Origin of the sequence: Leisingera sp. JC1 (assembly GCF_001679925.1) — a bacterium.
Lineage (GTDB): Bacteria > Pseudomonadota > Alphaproteobacteria > Rhodobacterales > Rhodobacteraceae > Leisingera.
Genome location: NZ_LYUZ01000126.1, coordinates 1 through 15633, shown reverse-complemented (window position 1 = coordinate 15633; position 15633 = coordinate 1). Strand labels below are relative to the sequence as shown.

Below are 15633 nucleotides of genomic sequence, written 5' to 3'. Positions count from 1 at the left end.
ATAAGCAGAACTGGATCGCCGCATTCGAGAACACCGGCGGGCGCCCAGGGCGGCCCTCMTGCGGCGCGTACCAGGCCATCTCCTTGTCCAGCCAGATCAGCAAAGACCCGCGCTTGCGGAGCGCAGCGTTGTAGGCGGACCAGTTCGTCGTGCGGTAGCGGGCGGGCTTGGGCTTGCTCATGACATCCGTCTAACCCCATGGATTCGTGTTGTGAATCCTCCAACGAGAGAGTTCTGCAACAATGCCCTTCCGAAGTGAAAATCAGGGAAGGCTTCGCCACTGGCGGAACGGGAGGCGCGAGCGGGGATGTTGGAGACACGAAAAAGGAAAGGTTCTGTCGCAAATGGCAAAACTATGTGTCGCCCGACAAATCAGGAAGTGGCGGACCGAGGAGGATTCGAACCCCCGACCCCTTGATTCGTAGTCAAGTACTCTATCCAGCTGAGCTATCGGTCCACTGCGGCGGGGTTTACTCATAGCATCGAACGGGCGCAACCCCAAAAACAAAAATAGTTCCGGCCGCGGCCAATTTCCTGCCGTGCCCTCCGAAGAACTCAGAGCGTGCCGTCGCCCTTGGGCAGGCAGATCTCGAACACGGTGCCCTCTGCACCGGTCTTTTTCAGCTTGACGCTGCCGCCATGGCCGCGGGCCAATTCGCCTGCAATTGCCAGCCCAAGGCCGGAACCTCCCTTGCGGGCGCCGCCCTGAAACGGGGTGAACAGGTTGTCCTGCGCCTTCTTGGGCAGGCCCGGCCCGGTGTCCGAAACGGTGATGTACCAGGCATCCTCTTCTTCGCGGGCCTCCACAGTGACCTGTCCCGGCTTGCCGGTGGCGGCAATTGCCTGGCGGGCGTTGCGCACCAGATTCATCACGATCCGGAACAGCTGCTCCGGATCGGCGCGCAGCATCATCGGCTTGGCCACCGCATTGATGATTCCGACATTGCCGCTGTCCGCCGCCAGCAGTTCGCTCTCAGCGATGTCGGCGGTGATCTCATGCAGGCAGACCACGCCGAAGGTGGGCGATGGCTCCTCAGCCTTGCCAAAGGCAAGGGTGCCCTCGCACAGGGACACCGCACGGGTGATCGAGTTGACCAGCTTCGGTGCCAGGCGGCGCACCAGAGGATCCTCGCTCATCTCGATACGGTCGGTGAACAGCTGCGCCGAGGTCAGGATATTGCGCAAATCGTGGCTCACCTTGGCCACTGCGCCCCCCAGCTGCGCCAGCCGCTCGCGCTGTTTCAGCGCCTGTGTCAGCTCGGTCTGCAGCTTCATCAGCGCCTCTTCGGCTTCGCGCAGTTCCACCACGCTGGAGCTGGGGTGGATGATGCCGCGCGCATCCTCCGGCGCCGCCGCATAGCGCTGCATATAGCCGACCACGCTCTTGATCGGCTTCACCAGCACGATCCGCACGGCCCCGAACAGCAGGACCGCGGTGAAGACGGAGATCACGGCGGACAGGATCAGGATCCGCACCCCGTAGTCGATCATCGCCGCGCGCAGCGGCGCGGTTTCCATGGTGACCTCGATCAGCAGCCCCGCCTCGCGCACCGGCGCGCCGATCACCCGGATAATCTCATTCTCCGGGCGGGCCAGCCGCATCATCGCATCGCGGATCAGGGTCATGGCGCCGGCCATGCGCAGGTCAAAAGTGGCAGTGATTTCCTGCGGGATCGGCGAGGCCAGCATCAGCTGGCGGATCTCGTCGCGGCGCAGCACCACGTTGTAGACGCCTGCGTTCTCCAGCAGCTCCGCTTCCAGCTCGGTCTCCAGCATGTCGTCCGCCAGCAGCGCCAGCGACGCGATCTGCGCCCGCTCCAGCCGGTCGGCCAGGTAATCTTCGCGGAACCGCGCAATCGAGGGCACAAAGATCAGCACCTCGGCCAGCATCACGAAGACCGTGGTCAGGATCAGGAATCTGCCCGATAGCGTGTTGAGCATGAAGCGGCCTTCAGTTCATGAAATCCAGCGCTGAACAAAGCGCACTGCGCGTTTAACAAATTTACTCTCAAACAGCCGCGGGGAGAAATAGGCCCCTGCCGCCCGTTTGTTAATCTCGCTCATGCTGGGATAAGGTGCAACCATTGCCGCCACTTGGCTCATTTTCAGGCTATTGGCGATTGCCATCGACCACAGGGCGATAAGTTCCCCCGCCTGATGGCCTGTGATGGTGGCGCCCACGGGGCGCCCCTTGACCACCATCACCTTGATGAAGCCCTTGGTCTTGCGCTCGGCAATGGAGCGGTCATTGTGATGGTAGCCGAACCGTGCCACCTCAAGCTTCACCCCGTAACGATCACGCGCCTGCATTTCGGTCAGCCCCACCTGCGCCAGCTCCGGATCGGTATAGGTGGCCCAGGGGATATGGCTGGTCTTTGCCTTGGACGGCAGGCCGAACAGGGCAGATCGGATGATGACGCTGGCATGGTAACCTGCCACATGGGTGAACTGCATCCCCCCCGCCACATCGCCGATGGCATAGACACGGCGGTTGCTGGTCAGCAGGCTATCGTCCACCTTGATGCCGTTGCCTTCTGTTTCGATCCCGGCGGCGGCGAGGTTCAGCCGCTCGATATTGGCCTTACGCCCCACTGCCATCAGCAGGTGGGACCCGTGGAAGGTGCTGCCGTCCTTGGTCTCGACCTCGATCGCCCCTGCCTGTCCTGAAACGCGGGAGACCATGGCGCCCTCAGCGATCTCCACGCCCTCTTCGCGCAAGGCGTCCAGCACCAGCGCCGCCGCTTCCGGATCGTCCTTGCCCAGCGCCTTGAAGCCTTCGATCACCGTCACCTTGCAGCCCAGACGGATATGCGCCTGCGCCATTTCCATGCCAATCGGCCCGCCGCCGATGATCAGCAGATGCTCCGGCTTCTCACGCAGGTTAAAAAGCGTCTCGTTGGTTTCATAGGGAACCTTGTCCAGTCCCGGGATCGGCGGCACCAGCGGAGAAGATCCAGTGGCAATCACAACCCGCCGCGCGGCGATGCGGTAGTCTCCGGCGGCCACCTCGGTTTCCGAGACGAAATGCCCGAATTCACGGATCACCCGCACGCCGAAACCTTCGAAGCGCTCCTGGCTGTCCACCGGGGCGATGGTTTCGATGACGCCGCGCACATGATCCTTGGCCGCCGCGTAGTCCGCCCGCGGCACCTGATCCGCCACGCCGAACGCCGACGTATGCGCCTGGCCATAGGCCGCCTTGGCGCTTGCCAGCAGCGCCTTGGAGGGCACACAGCCGTAATTCAGGCAGTCGCCGCCCATCTTGTGGCCTTCCAGCAGCACCACGTCTGCCCCCATCTGGCTGGCCCCCGCCGCCACCGACAGCCCGCCGGAACCGGCCCCGATCACCAGAAGATCGCATGTAATGCTTTGCATGTTCAGCTGTCCTTCTTCGCTTGGCCGCGCAGGTTGCCGCGCACCGCCTTCACGATGATCGGCATCGCCGCCAGCACGCACAGGCCAAGGATAGGCCCGATCACATGCGGCTCCCACAAAAGGCTCAGGTCCGGATCGCCGCCGCGGTCAAAGACAGAGCCGACCCCCACGCCGATCCAGGTAAAGACGATGGCACCCGGAATGATCCCCGCCGCGGTGGTCCACAGGAAGTTGCGGAATTTCACCCCCACCAGAGCAGGCAGCAGATTGGCAACAAAAAACGGCACCGCCGGCACCAGCCGCAGCAGCAAGAGCACCTCTACCTCGTTTTCCCGCAGCGCCTGTTTCAGCATCTGCACCCGGCCCTCTGCCGCTTCGATCTTGGCGGTCAGCCAGGCCCCTAGCCCCATGCGCGCGGCCAGAAAGATGCCCGCCGCGCCGATGGTGGCAGAGACCACGTTGAACGCAGTACCCGCCGCCAGCCCGAACAGAAAACCGCCGGTGACAGAGGCCACCGCCGCACCGGGCAGCGAAAACACCACAATCACGATGTAGATCCCCATGAACAGCGCCACCAGCCCAAGGTAGTTCTGGTCCCGGAACGCCATAAGCGCTTCGCGGTTGTCGCGCAGCGTGTCGAAGGTCAGGTAATCCTTCAGCACCACCGCTCCGATCAGCGCCACCGCCACCACCGCAATCAGCGGCAGATGCCGCGCCAGCCCCGGCTTGGCGCCGTCCTTGTCCTTGGACTGGGGATTCGTTTCCGGTGTCTCTGTCATGCCGCTCATCTGGTCCGTTCCAATTGCGTTCTTGCTGTTGCTACGTATTAAATGGCTCTTCCGCGAGGGTGGTTCCGCCTGCCTCACAGGCGCTTGATCACAACCCCGGATTCCGTGAGCTTTATGGCAGAATCACCGTCCCCGTGTTACAGGCGCCCTGTCCGGACAGGCCGCTTCGGGGCAGTTTTCGGCAGAAATGTTGCATATTGCCCGGAAAAGGCGGCTTGCAGGGTTTGACTTACCCGCCATTCCCTCCTAAAGACCGGGCTTCGAGATAGACCCCGGGCGGGCGATTCCGCGCACCCGAAGAAAAATGTGGAGACCGGAGCGATGAAACGCACCTATCAGCCTTCGAACCTGGTTCGCAAACGCCGCCACGGCTTCCGTGCGCGCATGGCCACCAAGGCAGGCCGCAAGATCCTGAACGCACGCCGCGCCCGCGGCCGCAAAGAACTGAGCGCATAAGCTCAGTTCACGTTCTGACGGACATGACACCGCCGGAGGCCCCCAAGGACGGCAACGCTGCCCGCGGGGACACGCCTCCGGCGGTGTCCGTTTGCGCATCTGATGCGCAAAAGATCGAGGTCATGGCTAAGCGCCGTGATTTCCTCGCCTGCGCCCGCCCCCCTGCCCGCAAGCAGGGCACCAAGGCAATGATGGTGCAGGGCCGCAATCGCAAGGACGACGGCGGCATCCGCATGGGCTTTACCTGCTCCAAGAAGGTCGGCAACGCGGTCGCCCGCAACCGCGCCAAGCGCCGCCTGCGCGAGGCCGCGCGGATGATTCTGCCCACCCATGGCCGCCCCGGCTGGGATTACGTGCTGATCGGCCGCGCCATTGAGACCGCCCAGCGCCCCTTCGAAGAACTGAAGCGCGACCTGATCTACGCGCTGAAGAAGATCCACGGCCAGTGACCGTCCCGGCCTTTGGCCGCATTGCCACCGGGCCACCCTGGCCCTATCTATCCGCCATGACCCCGCTGGCCCATCTCTTTGCCCTGCCTGTGCGCGCCTACCGGCTGCTGTTCAGCCCTTGGGTCGGCTTCAACTGCCGCTACCAGCCCACCTGTTCGGCTTACGCCCTGGAAGCGCTGGAGAAACACGGCGCCCTCAAGGGCGCTTGGCTGACCGCCCGCCGGATCGGACGCTGCCATCCCTTTGGCGGCGATGGCTATGACCCGGTGCCGGAGAAACGGGACTGATCCCCGGCAAGCCTTTTTTCCTTGGCAAAAGCGCGCGCCTCGGCTAGGGCGCGGCCATGCTTGATGATGATCTGGACGAAATCCACCCGCTGTTTGCCGGCGCCCCCTCGACCACTGAGTTCAAGAAGCTCAGGAAACGCATCGTGCGGTACGCGCGTGAGGCGATCGAGCAATACGGCATGGTGGAGCGCCGCGCGGACGGCAGCACGCCCAAGTGGCTGGTCTGCCTGTCGGGCGGCAAGGACAGCTATACCCTGCTGGCGGTTCTTTATGAGCTGAAGTGGCGCGGGTTGCTGCCGGTGGACCTCTTGGCCTGCAACCTGGATCAGGGCCAGCCCGGCTTCCCCGCCACGGTGCTGCCGGAGTTCCTGGAAAAAATGGGCGTGCCGCACCGGATCGAATACCAGGACACCTATTCCATCGTCGTCGACAAGGTGCCGCAGGGCCGCACCTACTGCGCGCTGTGCTCCCGCCTGCGCCGCGGCAACCTCTACCGCATCGCGCGGGAGGAAGGCTGCTCCGCCGTGGTGCTGGGCCATCACCGGGACGACATTCTGGAAACCTTCTTCATGAACCTGTTCCACGGCGGGCGGCTCGCGACCATGCCGCCCAAGCTGGTCAATGAGGAAGGCGACCTGTTCGTGTTCCGCCCGCTGGCCCATGTGGCTGAGGCCGACTGCGAGAAATTCGCACGGTCCATGAACTATCCGATCATCCCCTGCGACCTTTGCGGCAGCCAGGACGGGCTGCAGCGCCAGCAGGTGAAACAGATCCTGGACCAGTGGGAATCAAACTCGCCCGGCCGCCGCCAGGTGATGTTCCGGGCACTGATGAATGCGCGCCCGTCGCATCTTTTGGACCCGAAACTGTTCGATTTCGCGGGGCTTGAGCTGAAGATTGCCGATTCCGCGGACGAAATTCCGGAAATTCCCCAGCTGCGTTAACTCCCGGGTTATATCAGCACCTTAGTCTCAGGGCCGAACGAACGGCTGCAGACGAAAGGTCTGGGAATGACACATACGGGTTCAGGCATCCTGGCACGCCTCCGGCAAATCCTCGCCCCCGCAGTTTCCGGGCCGGCGATGCTCGCCTTTCTGCCTGCTCTGACCCTGGCCACCTTTTGGATTGGCGGCGAAACGGCGCTGCTGGCTGTTGCGCTCGGGCTGCCGGTCCTGATGGCCGCCACAGGCGGCTTCAGCAAACTGGGCGGAAACTCTCAGCCGCGCGACCCGGTCACCGGCATGATGCTGCGCAACGGGTTTGAGCAGGAGGCCGCCCGGATTCTCACCGAATGCAACGAGGGCGGGCTGCGCTCTGCCATTTTCATCGTGGAGCTGGACGACCACCGCGAACTGACGGACCGCCACGGCAAGGAGGCCGGCGACCGCTTTATGCAGCATTGCGGTGCGCAAATCGTATCAGCGCTGCGCCAGGACGACATCGTCGCAAGGATCAGTGACAGCCGGTTTGCGGTCTGCCTGGCGCCGACGCTGCAGCTGGACCTGGAACTGTGCATCCAGCTGGCCGGCCGTATGCAGGCCGCCACCGAAGAACCCCTGCCGCTGGACGGCACCACCATCTACATGACCTCCTCGATGGGTTTCTGCCAGCACAGCCGTGTCCCCGGCGCCGAAAGCGCCGAGTGGATCAGCGCCGCCGCTGCCGCCCTGTCCGAGGCGCAAGGCAACGGGCCTGGCGGCATCCGGGCCTATTCCACCGACATGCCAGGCCGCACCGGCAGCCGTTCCACCCTGCGCGAGGAAGCCGCGGCAGCGCTGGAAAGCGGCCAGATCCAGGCCTGGTTTCAGCCGCAGATCTGCACCGACACCGGCCGGGTTTCGGGGTTTGAGGCGCTGGCACGCTGGCAGCACCCGGTGCAGGGGCTGATCCCGCCCTCCACTTTCCTGCCCGCACTGGAGGAGGCCGGGCTGATGGAACGGCTGAGCCAGGTGATGCTCTATAATGCGCTGGTCGCCATCAAGGCTTGGGATGACGCCGGAGTGTCGGTGCCCTGCGTCGGTGTCAACTTCGCCACCCAGGAATTGCGCAATCCGGGGCTGGCGGGCCGCATCAAGTGGGAGCTGGAGCGTTTTGGAATGCCGGCCGAGCGCCTGTGCGTGGAAATCCTGGAAACCGTGATGACCGATCAGCCCGACGACGTGGTCACCCGCAACATCCTCGCGCTCAGCGAAATGGGCTGCCCGATCGACCTGGACGATTTCGGCACCGGCCATGCGTCGATCTCAGCGGTGCGCCGCTTCAACATCTCCCGCATCAAGATCGACCGCACCTTTGTGATGAAGGCGGACCAGGACCCGGAGCAGCAGAAACTGATCTCCGCCATCCTGACCATGGCCGAGCGGCTGGAGCTGGATACCCTGGCCGAAGGGGTTGAAACCGCAGGTGAACACGCGCTGCTGGCACAGCTGGGCTGCGGCCATGTGCAGGGCTTCGGCATCGGCCGCCCGATGCCATTTGACCAGACGCTGGACTGGATCACCGCGCATGAGGCCAAAGTGCAGGATGCGCCGGTGATCGGCCGCCAGACGCCCTGAAGGCGCAATTCCCTTGAATTTCTGCCGCACCGGGACCGCTTGACGCCCCGGTGCGCCGCGATTCTGCTTGACCTTTGCGGCCCACCTCTGTTGAACCCCACGTGTCCTTCCCTACACGAGGTGGCAGTCCCCAATGGACGATCAGAACAAAAATCTTATTTTCGCAACCGTACTCAGCTTTCTGGTGATCCTCGGGTGGTACACCTTCTTCCCGCCGCCGGAACCGGAACAGGCGCCGGAAACCGCGGTCACTGAAACCGCCCCGGCAGGCGATACCGCCGCTGCGCCCAGCGCCGCGGGTGCCGATGCCGTGGCCGAGACCGCCCCGGAGGAAGCCGCTGCCCCGGATGCGCCGCGCGTTGCCATCGACACCGCCCGCGTCACCGGCAGCATCTCGCTGCAGGGCGGCCGGATAGACGATCTGTCGCTGAAGGACTACCGCGAGACCCTGGATGAGGGTTCCCCGATCGTCAAACTGCTGAAACCGGTGGGCGAGGCCGGCGCCTATTACGCGCTCTACGGCTGGGCACCGGGCGCAGGCCTGTCGCTGGACGATGTGCCGGGGGCCAACACCATCTGGTCCGCACCGGAAGGCGCCGCCCTGTCCGCCGGCAGCCCGGTCACACTCACCTGGGACAACGGCAAGGGCCTGACCTTCTCGCGCACCATCGCGGTGGACGAGGATTACATGTTCTCGGTCACCCAGTCGGTTGCCAATGCCTCCGGCGGCACCGTGTCGCTGGCGCCCTACGGCACCCTGGCCCGCCACGGCCAGCCCGAGGACCTGAAGAACTTCTTCATCCTGCACGAGGGCCTGGTCGGCATGACCGACGGCGAGCTGGCCGAGACCGACTATGACGACATGGCCGATTTCGACCCGGACCCGCGCGACGGCTCCAAGTCCAGCGTCAAGCAGGTCGAAGCCAACGGCTGGATCGGCTTCACCGACCACTACTGGATGTCCACCCTGGTGCCCGCACCGGGCCAGGGCTTCCGCTCCATCGCCAAATTCGACGAGCGCCGCGACATCTACCAGACCGACATCGTGCTGCCGACCGTCACCGTGGCAGAGGGTCAGTCCACTGAAGTCACCACCCAGCTGTTTGCCGGCGCCAAGGAATGGGAAGCCATCCGCGGCTACGAGAAAGCGGGCATTGAGGGCTTCCTGGACGTGATCGACTGGGGCTGGTTCTTCTTCCTGACCAAGCCGATGTTCTGGCTGCTGCACAACCTGAACGTCCTGATCGGCAACATGGGCTGGGCGATCATCGGCCTGACCATCTGCATCAAGATCCTGGTGTTCCCGCTGGCCTATAAATCCTACGCCTCCATGGCCAAGATGAAAGAGCTGCAGCCGGAGATGGAGAAGCTCAAGGAGCGCGCCGGCGACGACCGCCAGAAGATGCAGAAAGAGATGATGGAGCTGTACAAGAAGGAGAAGGTGAACCCCGCCGCGGGCTGTCTGCCGATCCTGATCCAGATCCCGATCTTCTTCTCGCTCTACAAGGTGATCTTCGTCACCCTGGAACTGCGCCACGCACCCTTCTTCGGCCCGTTCCAGGACCTCAGCGCGCCGGATCCGACCTCGATCTTCAACCTGTTCGGCGCCCTGCCCTTTGCTGCGCCCGAGACCGGCACCATCCTGGCCACCGTGTTCATCGGCATCCTGCCGATCCTGCTCGGCATCTCGATGTGGCTGCAGCAAAAGCTGAACCCGGCACCCACAGACCCGACCCAGCAGATGATCTTTGCCTGGATGCCCTGGGTGTTCATGTTCATGCTCGGCGGCTTCGCCTCCGGCCTGGTGGTCTACTGGATCGCCAACAACACGATCACCTTCACCCAGCAGTATCTGATCATGCGCAGCCACGGCTATACGCCGGACGTGTTCGGCAACATCAAGTCGAGCTTCAAGAAGAAGCCCAAGGCTGAGAAGGAATGACCCATCAGGTCACAGACATCTGGCGCCACCCGCTCAAATCCCATGGGCGGGAGGCACTGGAAAGCGTAACCATGATCGCCGGGCAGACCATGCCCGGCGACCGTGTTTGGGCGGTTGCAAACGAGGCGTCCAAGGCTGACGGCAGCAAATGGGTGGTCTGCGGCAACTTCTCCCGCGGGTCGCAGTCCCCTGCCCTGATGGCCATTGATGCGCGGCTGGACGATGCCACCGGACGTCTCACGCTGACCCACCCGCAGCGGCCCGGAATCACCTTTGACCCCGAAAACCCGGCGGACCTGCAGCGCTTTCTCGATTGGGAAAAGCCGCTGCTGCCCAGTACCGCCCGTGCCTCAGCCCGCATCATCAAGGTGCCCGGCCGCGGCATGACCGACACCGATTTCCCCTCAATCACCCTGTGCAACTGGGCCTCACACCGCGCGGTGGAGCAGGCCATCGGGCATGACCTCTCCCCCCTGCGCTGGCGCGGCAATATCTGGTTCGACCTGGATGAACCTTGGGCCGAAAATGAATGGCTGGGCCGCGAGGTGCAGATCGGCGAAGCTGTCTTTGCGGTGCGCGAGCGGGTGGTGCGCTGCCTGGCGACCACTGCCAACCCCGAAACCGGCGAACGCGACGCCGATACGCTCAAGACCCTCAGGGACAACTGGGGCCACCAGGATTTCTCGGTCTATGCCGAGGTGGTGCGCGGCGGCGAAGTCCGCCTGGGCGACGCGGTAAAGGTGCTGTGATGCAGATGCAATTCAACCTGGCCGAAGCGCCGGATGACATAACCGCCGAGAAGGGCCGCAAGCTGTTTGCGGGCGAGACCGAGTTCCTCAAGGGCGTGGTGGCGATGAACGGCCTGCCTGAGGCTGACCGGGTGGAGGTCTGCTTTGCCGGCCGCTCCAACGTCGGCAAGTCGAGCCTGATCAACGCGCTCACTGGCACCAAGGGGATCGCACGCGCCTCCAACACGCCGGGCCGCACCCAGGAGATCAACTTCTTCACCCAAGGTCCGGACCTGTATCTGGTCGACCTGCCCGGCTATGGCTATGCCAACGCCCCGCTGAAGATCGTGGAGCAGTGGCAGAAGCTTCTGAAACGCTATCTGTCAGGCCGCCAGAACCTGCGCCGCGCCTTTGTGCTGATCGACAGCCGCCACGGTGTGAAGGCCGTGGATGACGAGATCATGAAGCTCCTGGACAGCTCTGCCGTCACCTTCCAATGCGTGATGACCAAGGCCGACAAGGTCAAGGAAAAGGACCGCGCCAAGGTGCTGGAACAGGTGAAGGGCGCGCTGGCGAAACACCCCGCAGCCTATCCTGAGATCGTGCTGACCTCATCGGAGAAAGGCGACGGCATCGCCACCCTGCGTTCGATCATCGCGGGGCTGTAAACATCGTGCTGCGCCGCCTGCCCTCTTTGCTGGTTGTGATCGCCCTGGCCGTGGCCGGGATGATCCCCTCCGGCTGGATGCCGGCTTCGGCGCAGGACGGCAAGGTGCTTCTGGTGATCTGTACCGGCCACGGGCCGGTGGAAACCTGGGTCGACCTGGACAGCGGCGAACCCCATGCGCCTGCCGAGCAGATGGAGGATCGCAGCTGTCCGTTTGCGGCCCTTGGCGCGGTGGCGCTGCTGCCGGACAGCCTGATTGATCTGAACCTGGACACACCTCTCAGCGACCGCTGGTCGCGCGAGGCTTTCACACATCACACCGCCGGCTTCCACTGGCGCTATGACGCCCGCGGCCCGCCCGCGCTCTCCTGACTTTCTGAACAAACCTGACATTTTCCGCCGGCGCCCCGCGCGTCCGGCCCTGTTCCGATATGGAGAGACCCAATGGCGACCAGCCAACCGCAATCCGCGGGCCAATCGCGCCCGCTTTCCCAAAAATTCTACGCCGCCGTCTGGCGCTGGCATTTCTATGCCGGCCTCTTTGTGATCCCCTTCCTGATCATGCTGGCCGTCACCGGCCTGATGATGATGTTCATCACCCAATTCGACGGCCGCGACGGCGAGAAGATCACCGTCGCCCAAGGCCCCGCCGAACTGACCCTGGCAGAGCAGGAGGCAGCCGTTCTGGCCGCCCAGCCCGGCACCATCGCCGAGTGGATCGGCCCCAAGGCACCCGACCTGGCCGCCGTGTTCCGGGTGAAAACCGAAGCGGGCCAGCGCCTGGTCGCGCTGAACCAGTACAATGGCGAGGTGATCGGAGTCTGGGACCGCCGCGCGGGCTGGTACGACTTTGCCGACAACATCCATTCCACCCTGCTGATCGGGGACACCGGTGACCGGCTGATCGAAATCGCTGCCGGATTGGGCATCGTGCTGGTGCTGACCGGGCTGTACCTGTGGTGGCCGCGCGGGAATGCCATCAGCGCTTTTATTCCCAACCTCCGCACCCGTGGCCGGGCGTTGTGGAAGAACCTGCACGCCGTCACTGGTTTCTGGATGTCGGCCCTTCTGGTGGTCTTCCTGATCTCCGGCCTCTCTTGGACCGGCATCTGGGGCGGCCAGATGATGCAGGCGTGGAGCACCTTCCCGGCAGCCAAGTGGGACAACGTGCCCCTGTCCGATGACATCCACGCCAGTATGAATCACGGCTCCACCAATGACGTGCCCTGGGCGCTGGAGCAGACCCCGATGCCCGCCTCCGGCTCTGACGCGGGCATCACCGGCGTCACTGAGGGCGCGCCCGTGGATGCCTCCAGCCTGATCGCGCTGGGACGTGAACTGGGGATGGAGGGCCGCTTCCGCCTCGCCTACCCCGGCGGCGAAACAGGCGTCTGGACCATAAACCGCGACAGCATGAGCGGCGACGGCGACAACCCCTTCATCGACCGCACCGTGCATGTCGACCAGTACACGGGCAGGATCCTGGCCGATGTGAAATACGCGGACTACTCCTGGGCCGGTAAGGCGATGGCGGTCAGCATCCCTTTCCACATGGGGCTGATGGGCACCTGGAGCTTCGTGCTGAACGTGGTGATCTGCCTCGCGGTGATCTTTGTCTGCGTCTCCGGTCTGGTGATGTGGGTCAAGCGCCGCCCCGCCGGTGCCGCCCGCCTAGCTGCGCCGCCGGAACCGGCAGAGATGCCGTTCTGGAAGGGGGCTGCGCTGATTGCCGTCCTCGTCTCGCTGACCTTCCCGTTGACGGGCCTGGCGCTGCTGGCAGTGCTGGCGTTCGACGTGCTGTTGCTTGGCAACCTGCCGGTGCTGAAACGCGCGGTGAGCTGAAGAAAAACGGAGGGCAGCGCCCGTCCCGGCGGGGTGGGAAGCGAAGCGCCCGCCCCGAGGGGGGCGGGACGGGCGCTGCCCGGCCTCACGGCCAGGCGGTAGATCTGCAACTACACGTGCTGCGCGCCGTTCACCTCGATCTCGGCACCCGAGATATAGGAACTGCCCTCCGAGCACAGGAAATAGATGGCTGAGGCCACCTCCTCCGGCTGGCCCAGCCGCTGCATCGGCAGCTTTTCGACAATCTTCTCGGTGCCGGGTGAAAGGATCGAGGTTTCCACTTCCCCAGGCGCAATCGCATTGACCCGCACCCCCATCGGCCCGAAATCATGCGCCATCTCCCGCGTCAGCGCCGCCAGCGCCGCCTTGGAAGTGGCATAGGCGGCCCCGGCGAAGGGATGCACCCGGCTGCCCGCGATCGAGGTCACATTGACCACCGAGCCCTTGGCCGCCGCCAGTTCGTCCTTCAGGCCGCGCGCCAGAACCACTGAGGCAAAGAAGTTCACGTGAAACACCTTGCCCCAGTCCATCAGATCGGTGTTGAGCGTGCTGAGCCGCTCCCCCTCCGGCCCCTTGGGCGAAATGCCCGCGTTGTTGACCAGGGCATCCAGCTGCCCGTCCAGCATCTCCTGAATCCGGCCCACCGCGTTGATCGTGTCCGACGGGTCCGACAGGTCCAGCTGCACATGGTTCTCCTGGCCGCCGCCCCAGGGGCATTCCTGCGGGAACGGCTGGCGCGAGCAGGTGATGACCCGCCAGCCCTCGGCGTTGAAACGGCGCACGGTGGCATGTCCGATGCCGCGGCTGGCACCGGTGAGCAGCAGGGTTTTCTGGCGCATGGCGCAGCTCCGTGTAAGGTGGTATCCGGGCTGCAGCCTAGCACCCGCACGGACCGCTGCAACGGCGCATTTGCACAGCCGCTTGGCAGCGCGCCCGGAAACGCGTAACACACCCCGTCAGAGGGACCCCAGCGATGAAGAAACAGAATATGAACCGCGATTGGATTGCCACTGCCGAAACCCTGTCGAGCGCGCTGCCGTATTTCCAGCGCTTTGCCGGGGCGATTGTCGTCATCAAGCTCGGCGGCCACGCCATGGGCAGCGACGAGGCGATGGAGACCTTTGCCCGCGACATCGTGCTGATGCGCCAGGTGGGGGTGAACCCGGTGATCGTGCATGGCGGCGGGCCGATGATCAACGCGATGCTGGAAAAGCTGCAGATCCAGTCTGAGTTCGTGAACGGCAAGCGGGTGACCGATGCCGCCACCATGGAAGTGGTGGAGATGGTGCTGTCCGGTGTCGTCAACAAGCGTATCGTGCAGGCGATCAACAGCCAGGGCGGCCGCGCCGTCGGCCTGTCGGGCAAAGACGCGAACTTGATCACCTGCGATCAGGCAGACCCGGATCTGGGCTTTGTCGGCGCGCCGGCGGAAATGGACCCCAAGGTGCTGCACGGGCTGTTCGAGAAGAACATGATCCCGGTAATTGCCCCCATCGGTGCGGGCCGGGATGGCGAGACCTACAACATCAACGGCGACACCGCCGCGGGCGCCATTGCCAAGGCGCTGCAGGCCGACCGCCTGCTGCTGCTGACCGATGTGGCCGGCGTCAAGAACGCCGAGGGCGAAGTGGTGACAGAGCTGAAGGCCGCGGACGTGGAAGAGTTAACCGCCAGCGGTGTCATCGCCGGCGGCATGATCCCCAAGACCGAAACCGCGCTGGACGCGGTCCGCGGCGGCGTGCGCGCCTGCATCATCGTTGACGGGCGGGTGCAGAACGCGGTTCTGCTGGAGCTTTACACCGACCACGGCGCAGGCTCGATGATCCGCGCCTGACGGCGCCAGGAAATCAGGTCAAGAGGGGCGCTGCCCCTCTCGGCCCTCCCAGGCCGATCCGCCCCGGGGTATTTTCAGCCAGATGAACAGGGGATGCCGCGATCAGCCCCCCGGTGCCTTGTAGGCGCCCGCGATGGACCCGGCCTTCTTCTGGATTTCGGTAAATTCATCCGTGGTGAAGGCCCGCACGGTCCTGAGGTTGCTGACCGCACCGCTGGCACCGGTTGCCAGCAGGCCCGCCAGCAGGCTGGATACATCATCAATCGTGACCTTGATCGCGAAATCACGGTCACCCGTGGTCAGATAGAAGGTCTCCAGCTTGCCGCCCGCCGCCTCGACAAGGGCACGGGCGGCGGCCTCGCGGTCGCTGGGGTTCTCGATCATCGCCTTCATCGCAGAAGACGTGTAGTTCCCGGTCACGATAAATCTCGGCATTTGGTCACTCCCTGGGGTGGAAATTGGGCTCTGACTCAGTTTTGGTGCAACTTCGGCCTCCCTCAGATCAGAGCGCTTGAACGAGCCGCGCTTTGAGCAGGTCGATGTTCGCCCTTCCATACATCTGGCGTTTGAGCGTCTTGAGGCGGTTAATCTGCCCTTCAGTCTGCCCGTTCGACCATGGTTCCCGAAGCGCCGCGGCGACGGCTGCCTGATCGCGCCGCAGCCCGCGGGCAAAGGCACCGAGCAGCCCGTCTTCCGCTTCATTCAGCCAT

General features: G+C 64.3%; 18 protein-coding genes and 1 tRNA gene. 11 read left to right on the top strand and 8 right to left on the bottom strand.

Features of this window, described 5'->3' with window-relative positions:
• The 5 genes from A9D60_RS21305 to A9D60_RS21285 all read right to left on the bottom strand — a co-directional run.
• Positions 1–181, bottom strand: a 181-nt coding sequence (locus tag A9D60_RS21305) for a transposase (RefSeq protein ID WP_175393007.1), incomplete at its 3' end; no start/stop codon positions are given.
• 199 nt (positions 182–380) lie between these two features.
• A tRNA-Arg gene (locus A9D60_RS21300) sits at positions 381–457 on the bottom strand.
• 98 nt (positions 458–555) lie between these two features.
• Positions 556–1941: a sensor histidine kinase gene (locus tag A9D60_RS21295; RefSeq protein ID WP_065269456.1), complete on the bottom strand. Its 1386-nt coding sequence runs from the start codon at positions 1939–1941 to the stop codon at positions 556–558.
• Between the two features lie 15 nt (positions 1942–1956).
• Entirely contained in the window at positions 1957–3375 is a 1419-nt protein-coding gene (locus tag A9D60_RS21290) for a dihydrolipoyl dehydrogenase family protein (protein WP_065269455.1), read from the bottom strand.
• Positions 3376–3377: 2 nt separating this feature from the next.
• The gene (locus tag A9D60_RS21285) at positions 3378–4154 is read right to left on the bottom strand and encodes a TVP38/TMEM64 family protein (RefSeq protein WP_065269459.1); all 777 of its coding nucleotides are present in this window, start codon (positions 4152–4154) and stop codon (positions 3378–3380) included.
• 330 nt (positions 4155–4484) lie between these two features.
• On the opposite strand from A9D60_RS21285, the gene rpmH reads away from it, so the two are divergent.
• The 10 genes from rpmH (at position 4485) to A9D60_RS21235 (ending at position 13089) form a co-directional block, all read left to right on the top strand.
• Positions 4485–4619, top strand: a complete 135-nt coding sequence (gene rpmH, locus A9D60_RS21280) for a 50S ribosomal protein L34 (RefSeq protein ID WP_008554144.1) — start codon at positions 4485–4487, stop codon at positions 4617–4619.
• 23 nt (positions 4620–4642) lie between these two features.
• Positions 4643–5068, top strand: coding sequence for a ribonuclease P protein component (gene rnpA / locus A9D60_RS21275; RefSeq protein ID WP_065269454.1), 426 nt, complete (start codon positions 4643–4645; stop codon positions 5066–5068).
• 56 nt (positions 5069–5124) lie between these two features.
• Complete coding sequence (gene yidD / locus A9D60_RS21270; protein ID WP_065269458.1) at positions 5125–5355, top strand: membrane protein insertion efficiency factor YidD; 231 nt, start codon at positions 5125–5127, stop codon at positions 5353–5355.
• Between the two features lie 56 nt (positions 5356–5411).
• Complete coding sequence (gene ttcA, locus A9D60_RS21265; protein ID WP_065269453.1) at positions 5412–6299, top strand: tRNA 2-thiocytidine(32) synthetase TtcA; 888 nt, start codon at positions 5412–5414, stop codon at positions 6297–6299.
• A 66-nt stretch (positions 6300–6365) separates the two neighbouring features.
• Positions 6366–7910, top strand: coding sequence for a putative bifunctional diguanylate cyclase/phosphodiesterase (locus A9D60_RS21260; RefSeq protein WP_065269452.1), 1545 nt, complete (start codon positions 6366–6368; stop codon positions 7908–7910).
• 133 nt (positions 7911–8043) lie between these two features.
• Positions 8044–9852 carry a membrane protein insertase YidC gene (gene yidC, locus A9D60_RS21255; protein ID WP_065269451.1) on the top strand — a complete coding sequence of 603 codons (1809 nt, stop codon included), beginning with the start codon at positions 8044–8046 and terminating at the stop codon, positions 9850–9852.
• Positions 9849–10601, top strand: coding sequence for an MOSC domain-containing protein (locus A9D60_RS21250; protein WP_065269450.1), 753 nt, complete (start codon positions 9849–9851; stop codon positions 10599–10601). The genes yidC and A9D60_RS21250 overlap by 4 nt, the downstream gene beginning before the upstream one ends.
• Positions 10601–11248, top strand: a complete 648-nt coding sequence (gene yihA, locus A9D60_RS21245) for a ribosome biogenesis GTP-binding protein YihA/YsxC (protein ID WP_065269449.1) — start codon at positions 10601–10603, stop codon at positions 11246–11248. The genes A9D60_RS21250 and yihA overlap by 1 nt, the downstream gene beginning before the upstream one ends.
• A gap of 5 nt (positions 11249–11253) precedes the next feature.
• Positions 11254–11619, top strand: a complete 366-nt coding sequence (locus A9D60_RS21240; RefSeq protein ID WP_175393005.1) for a DUF2946 family protein — start codon at positions 11254–11256, stop codon at positions 11617–11619.
• 72 nt (positions 11620–11691) lie between these two features.
• On the top strand, positions 11692–13089 hold the full coding sequence (locus tag A9D60_RS21235) for a PepSY-associated TM helix domain-containing protein (protein WP_065269448.1): 1398 nt from the start codon (positions 11692–11694) through the stop codon (positions 13087–13089).
• A 110-nt stretch (positions 13090–13199) separates the two neighbouring features.
• Here A9D60_RS21235 and A9D60_RS21230 read toward each other — a convergent pair whose 3' ends face one another.
• Positions 13200–13928 (bottom strand): SDR family NAD(P)-dependent oxidoreductase, encoded by a 729-nt coding sequence (locus tag A9D60_RS21230; protein WP_019298033.1) that lies wholly within the window; start codon positions 13926–13928, stop codon positions 13200–13202.
• A gap of 134 nt (positions 13929–14062) precedes the next feature.
• Between A9D60_RS21230 and argB the strand changes: the two genes are divergently transcribed.
• On the top strand, positions 14063–14923 hold the full coding sequence (gene argB / locus A9D60_RS21225) for an acetylglutamate kinase (protein ID WP_065269447.1): 861 nt from the start codon (positions 14063–14065) through the stop codon (positions 14921–14923).
• 102 nt (positions 14924–15025) lie between these two features.
• Here the strand turns inward: argB and A9D60_RS21220 are convergent, their stop codons facing one another.
• Positions 15026–15358: a GYD domain-containing protein gene (locus A9D60_RS21220; RefSeq protein WP_065269446.1), complete on the bottom strand. Its 333-nt coding sequence runs from the start codon at positions 15356–15358 to the stop codon at positions 15026–15028.
• Between the two features lie 67 nt (positions 15359–15425).
• The coding region (locus A9D60_RS21215; protein ID WP_141117925.1) for a transposase at positions 15426–15633 on the bottom strand (208 nt) is incomplete at its 5' end.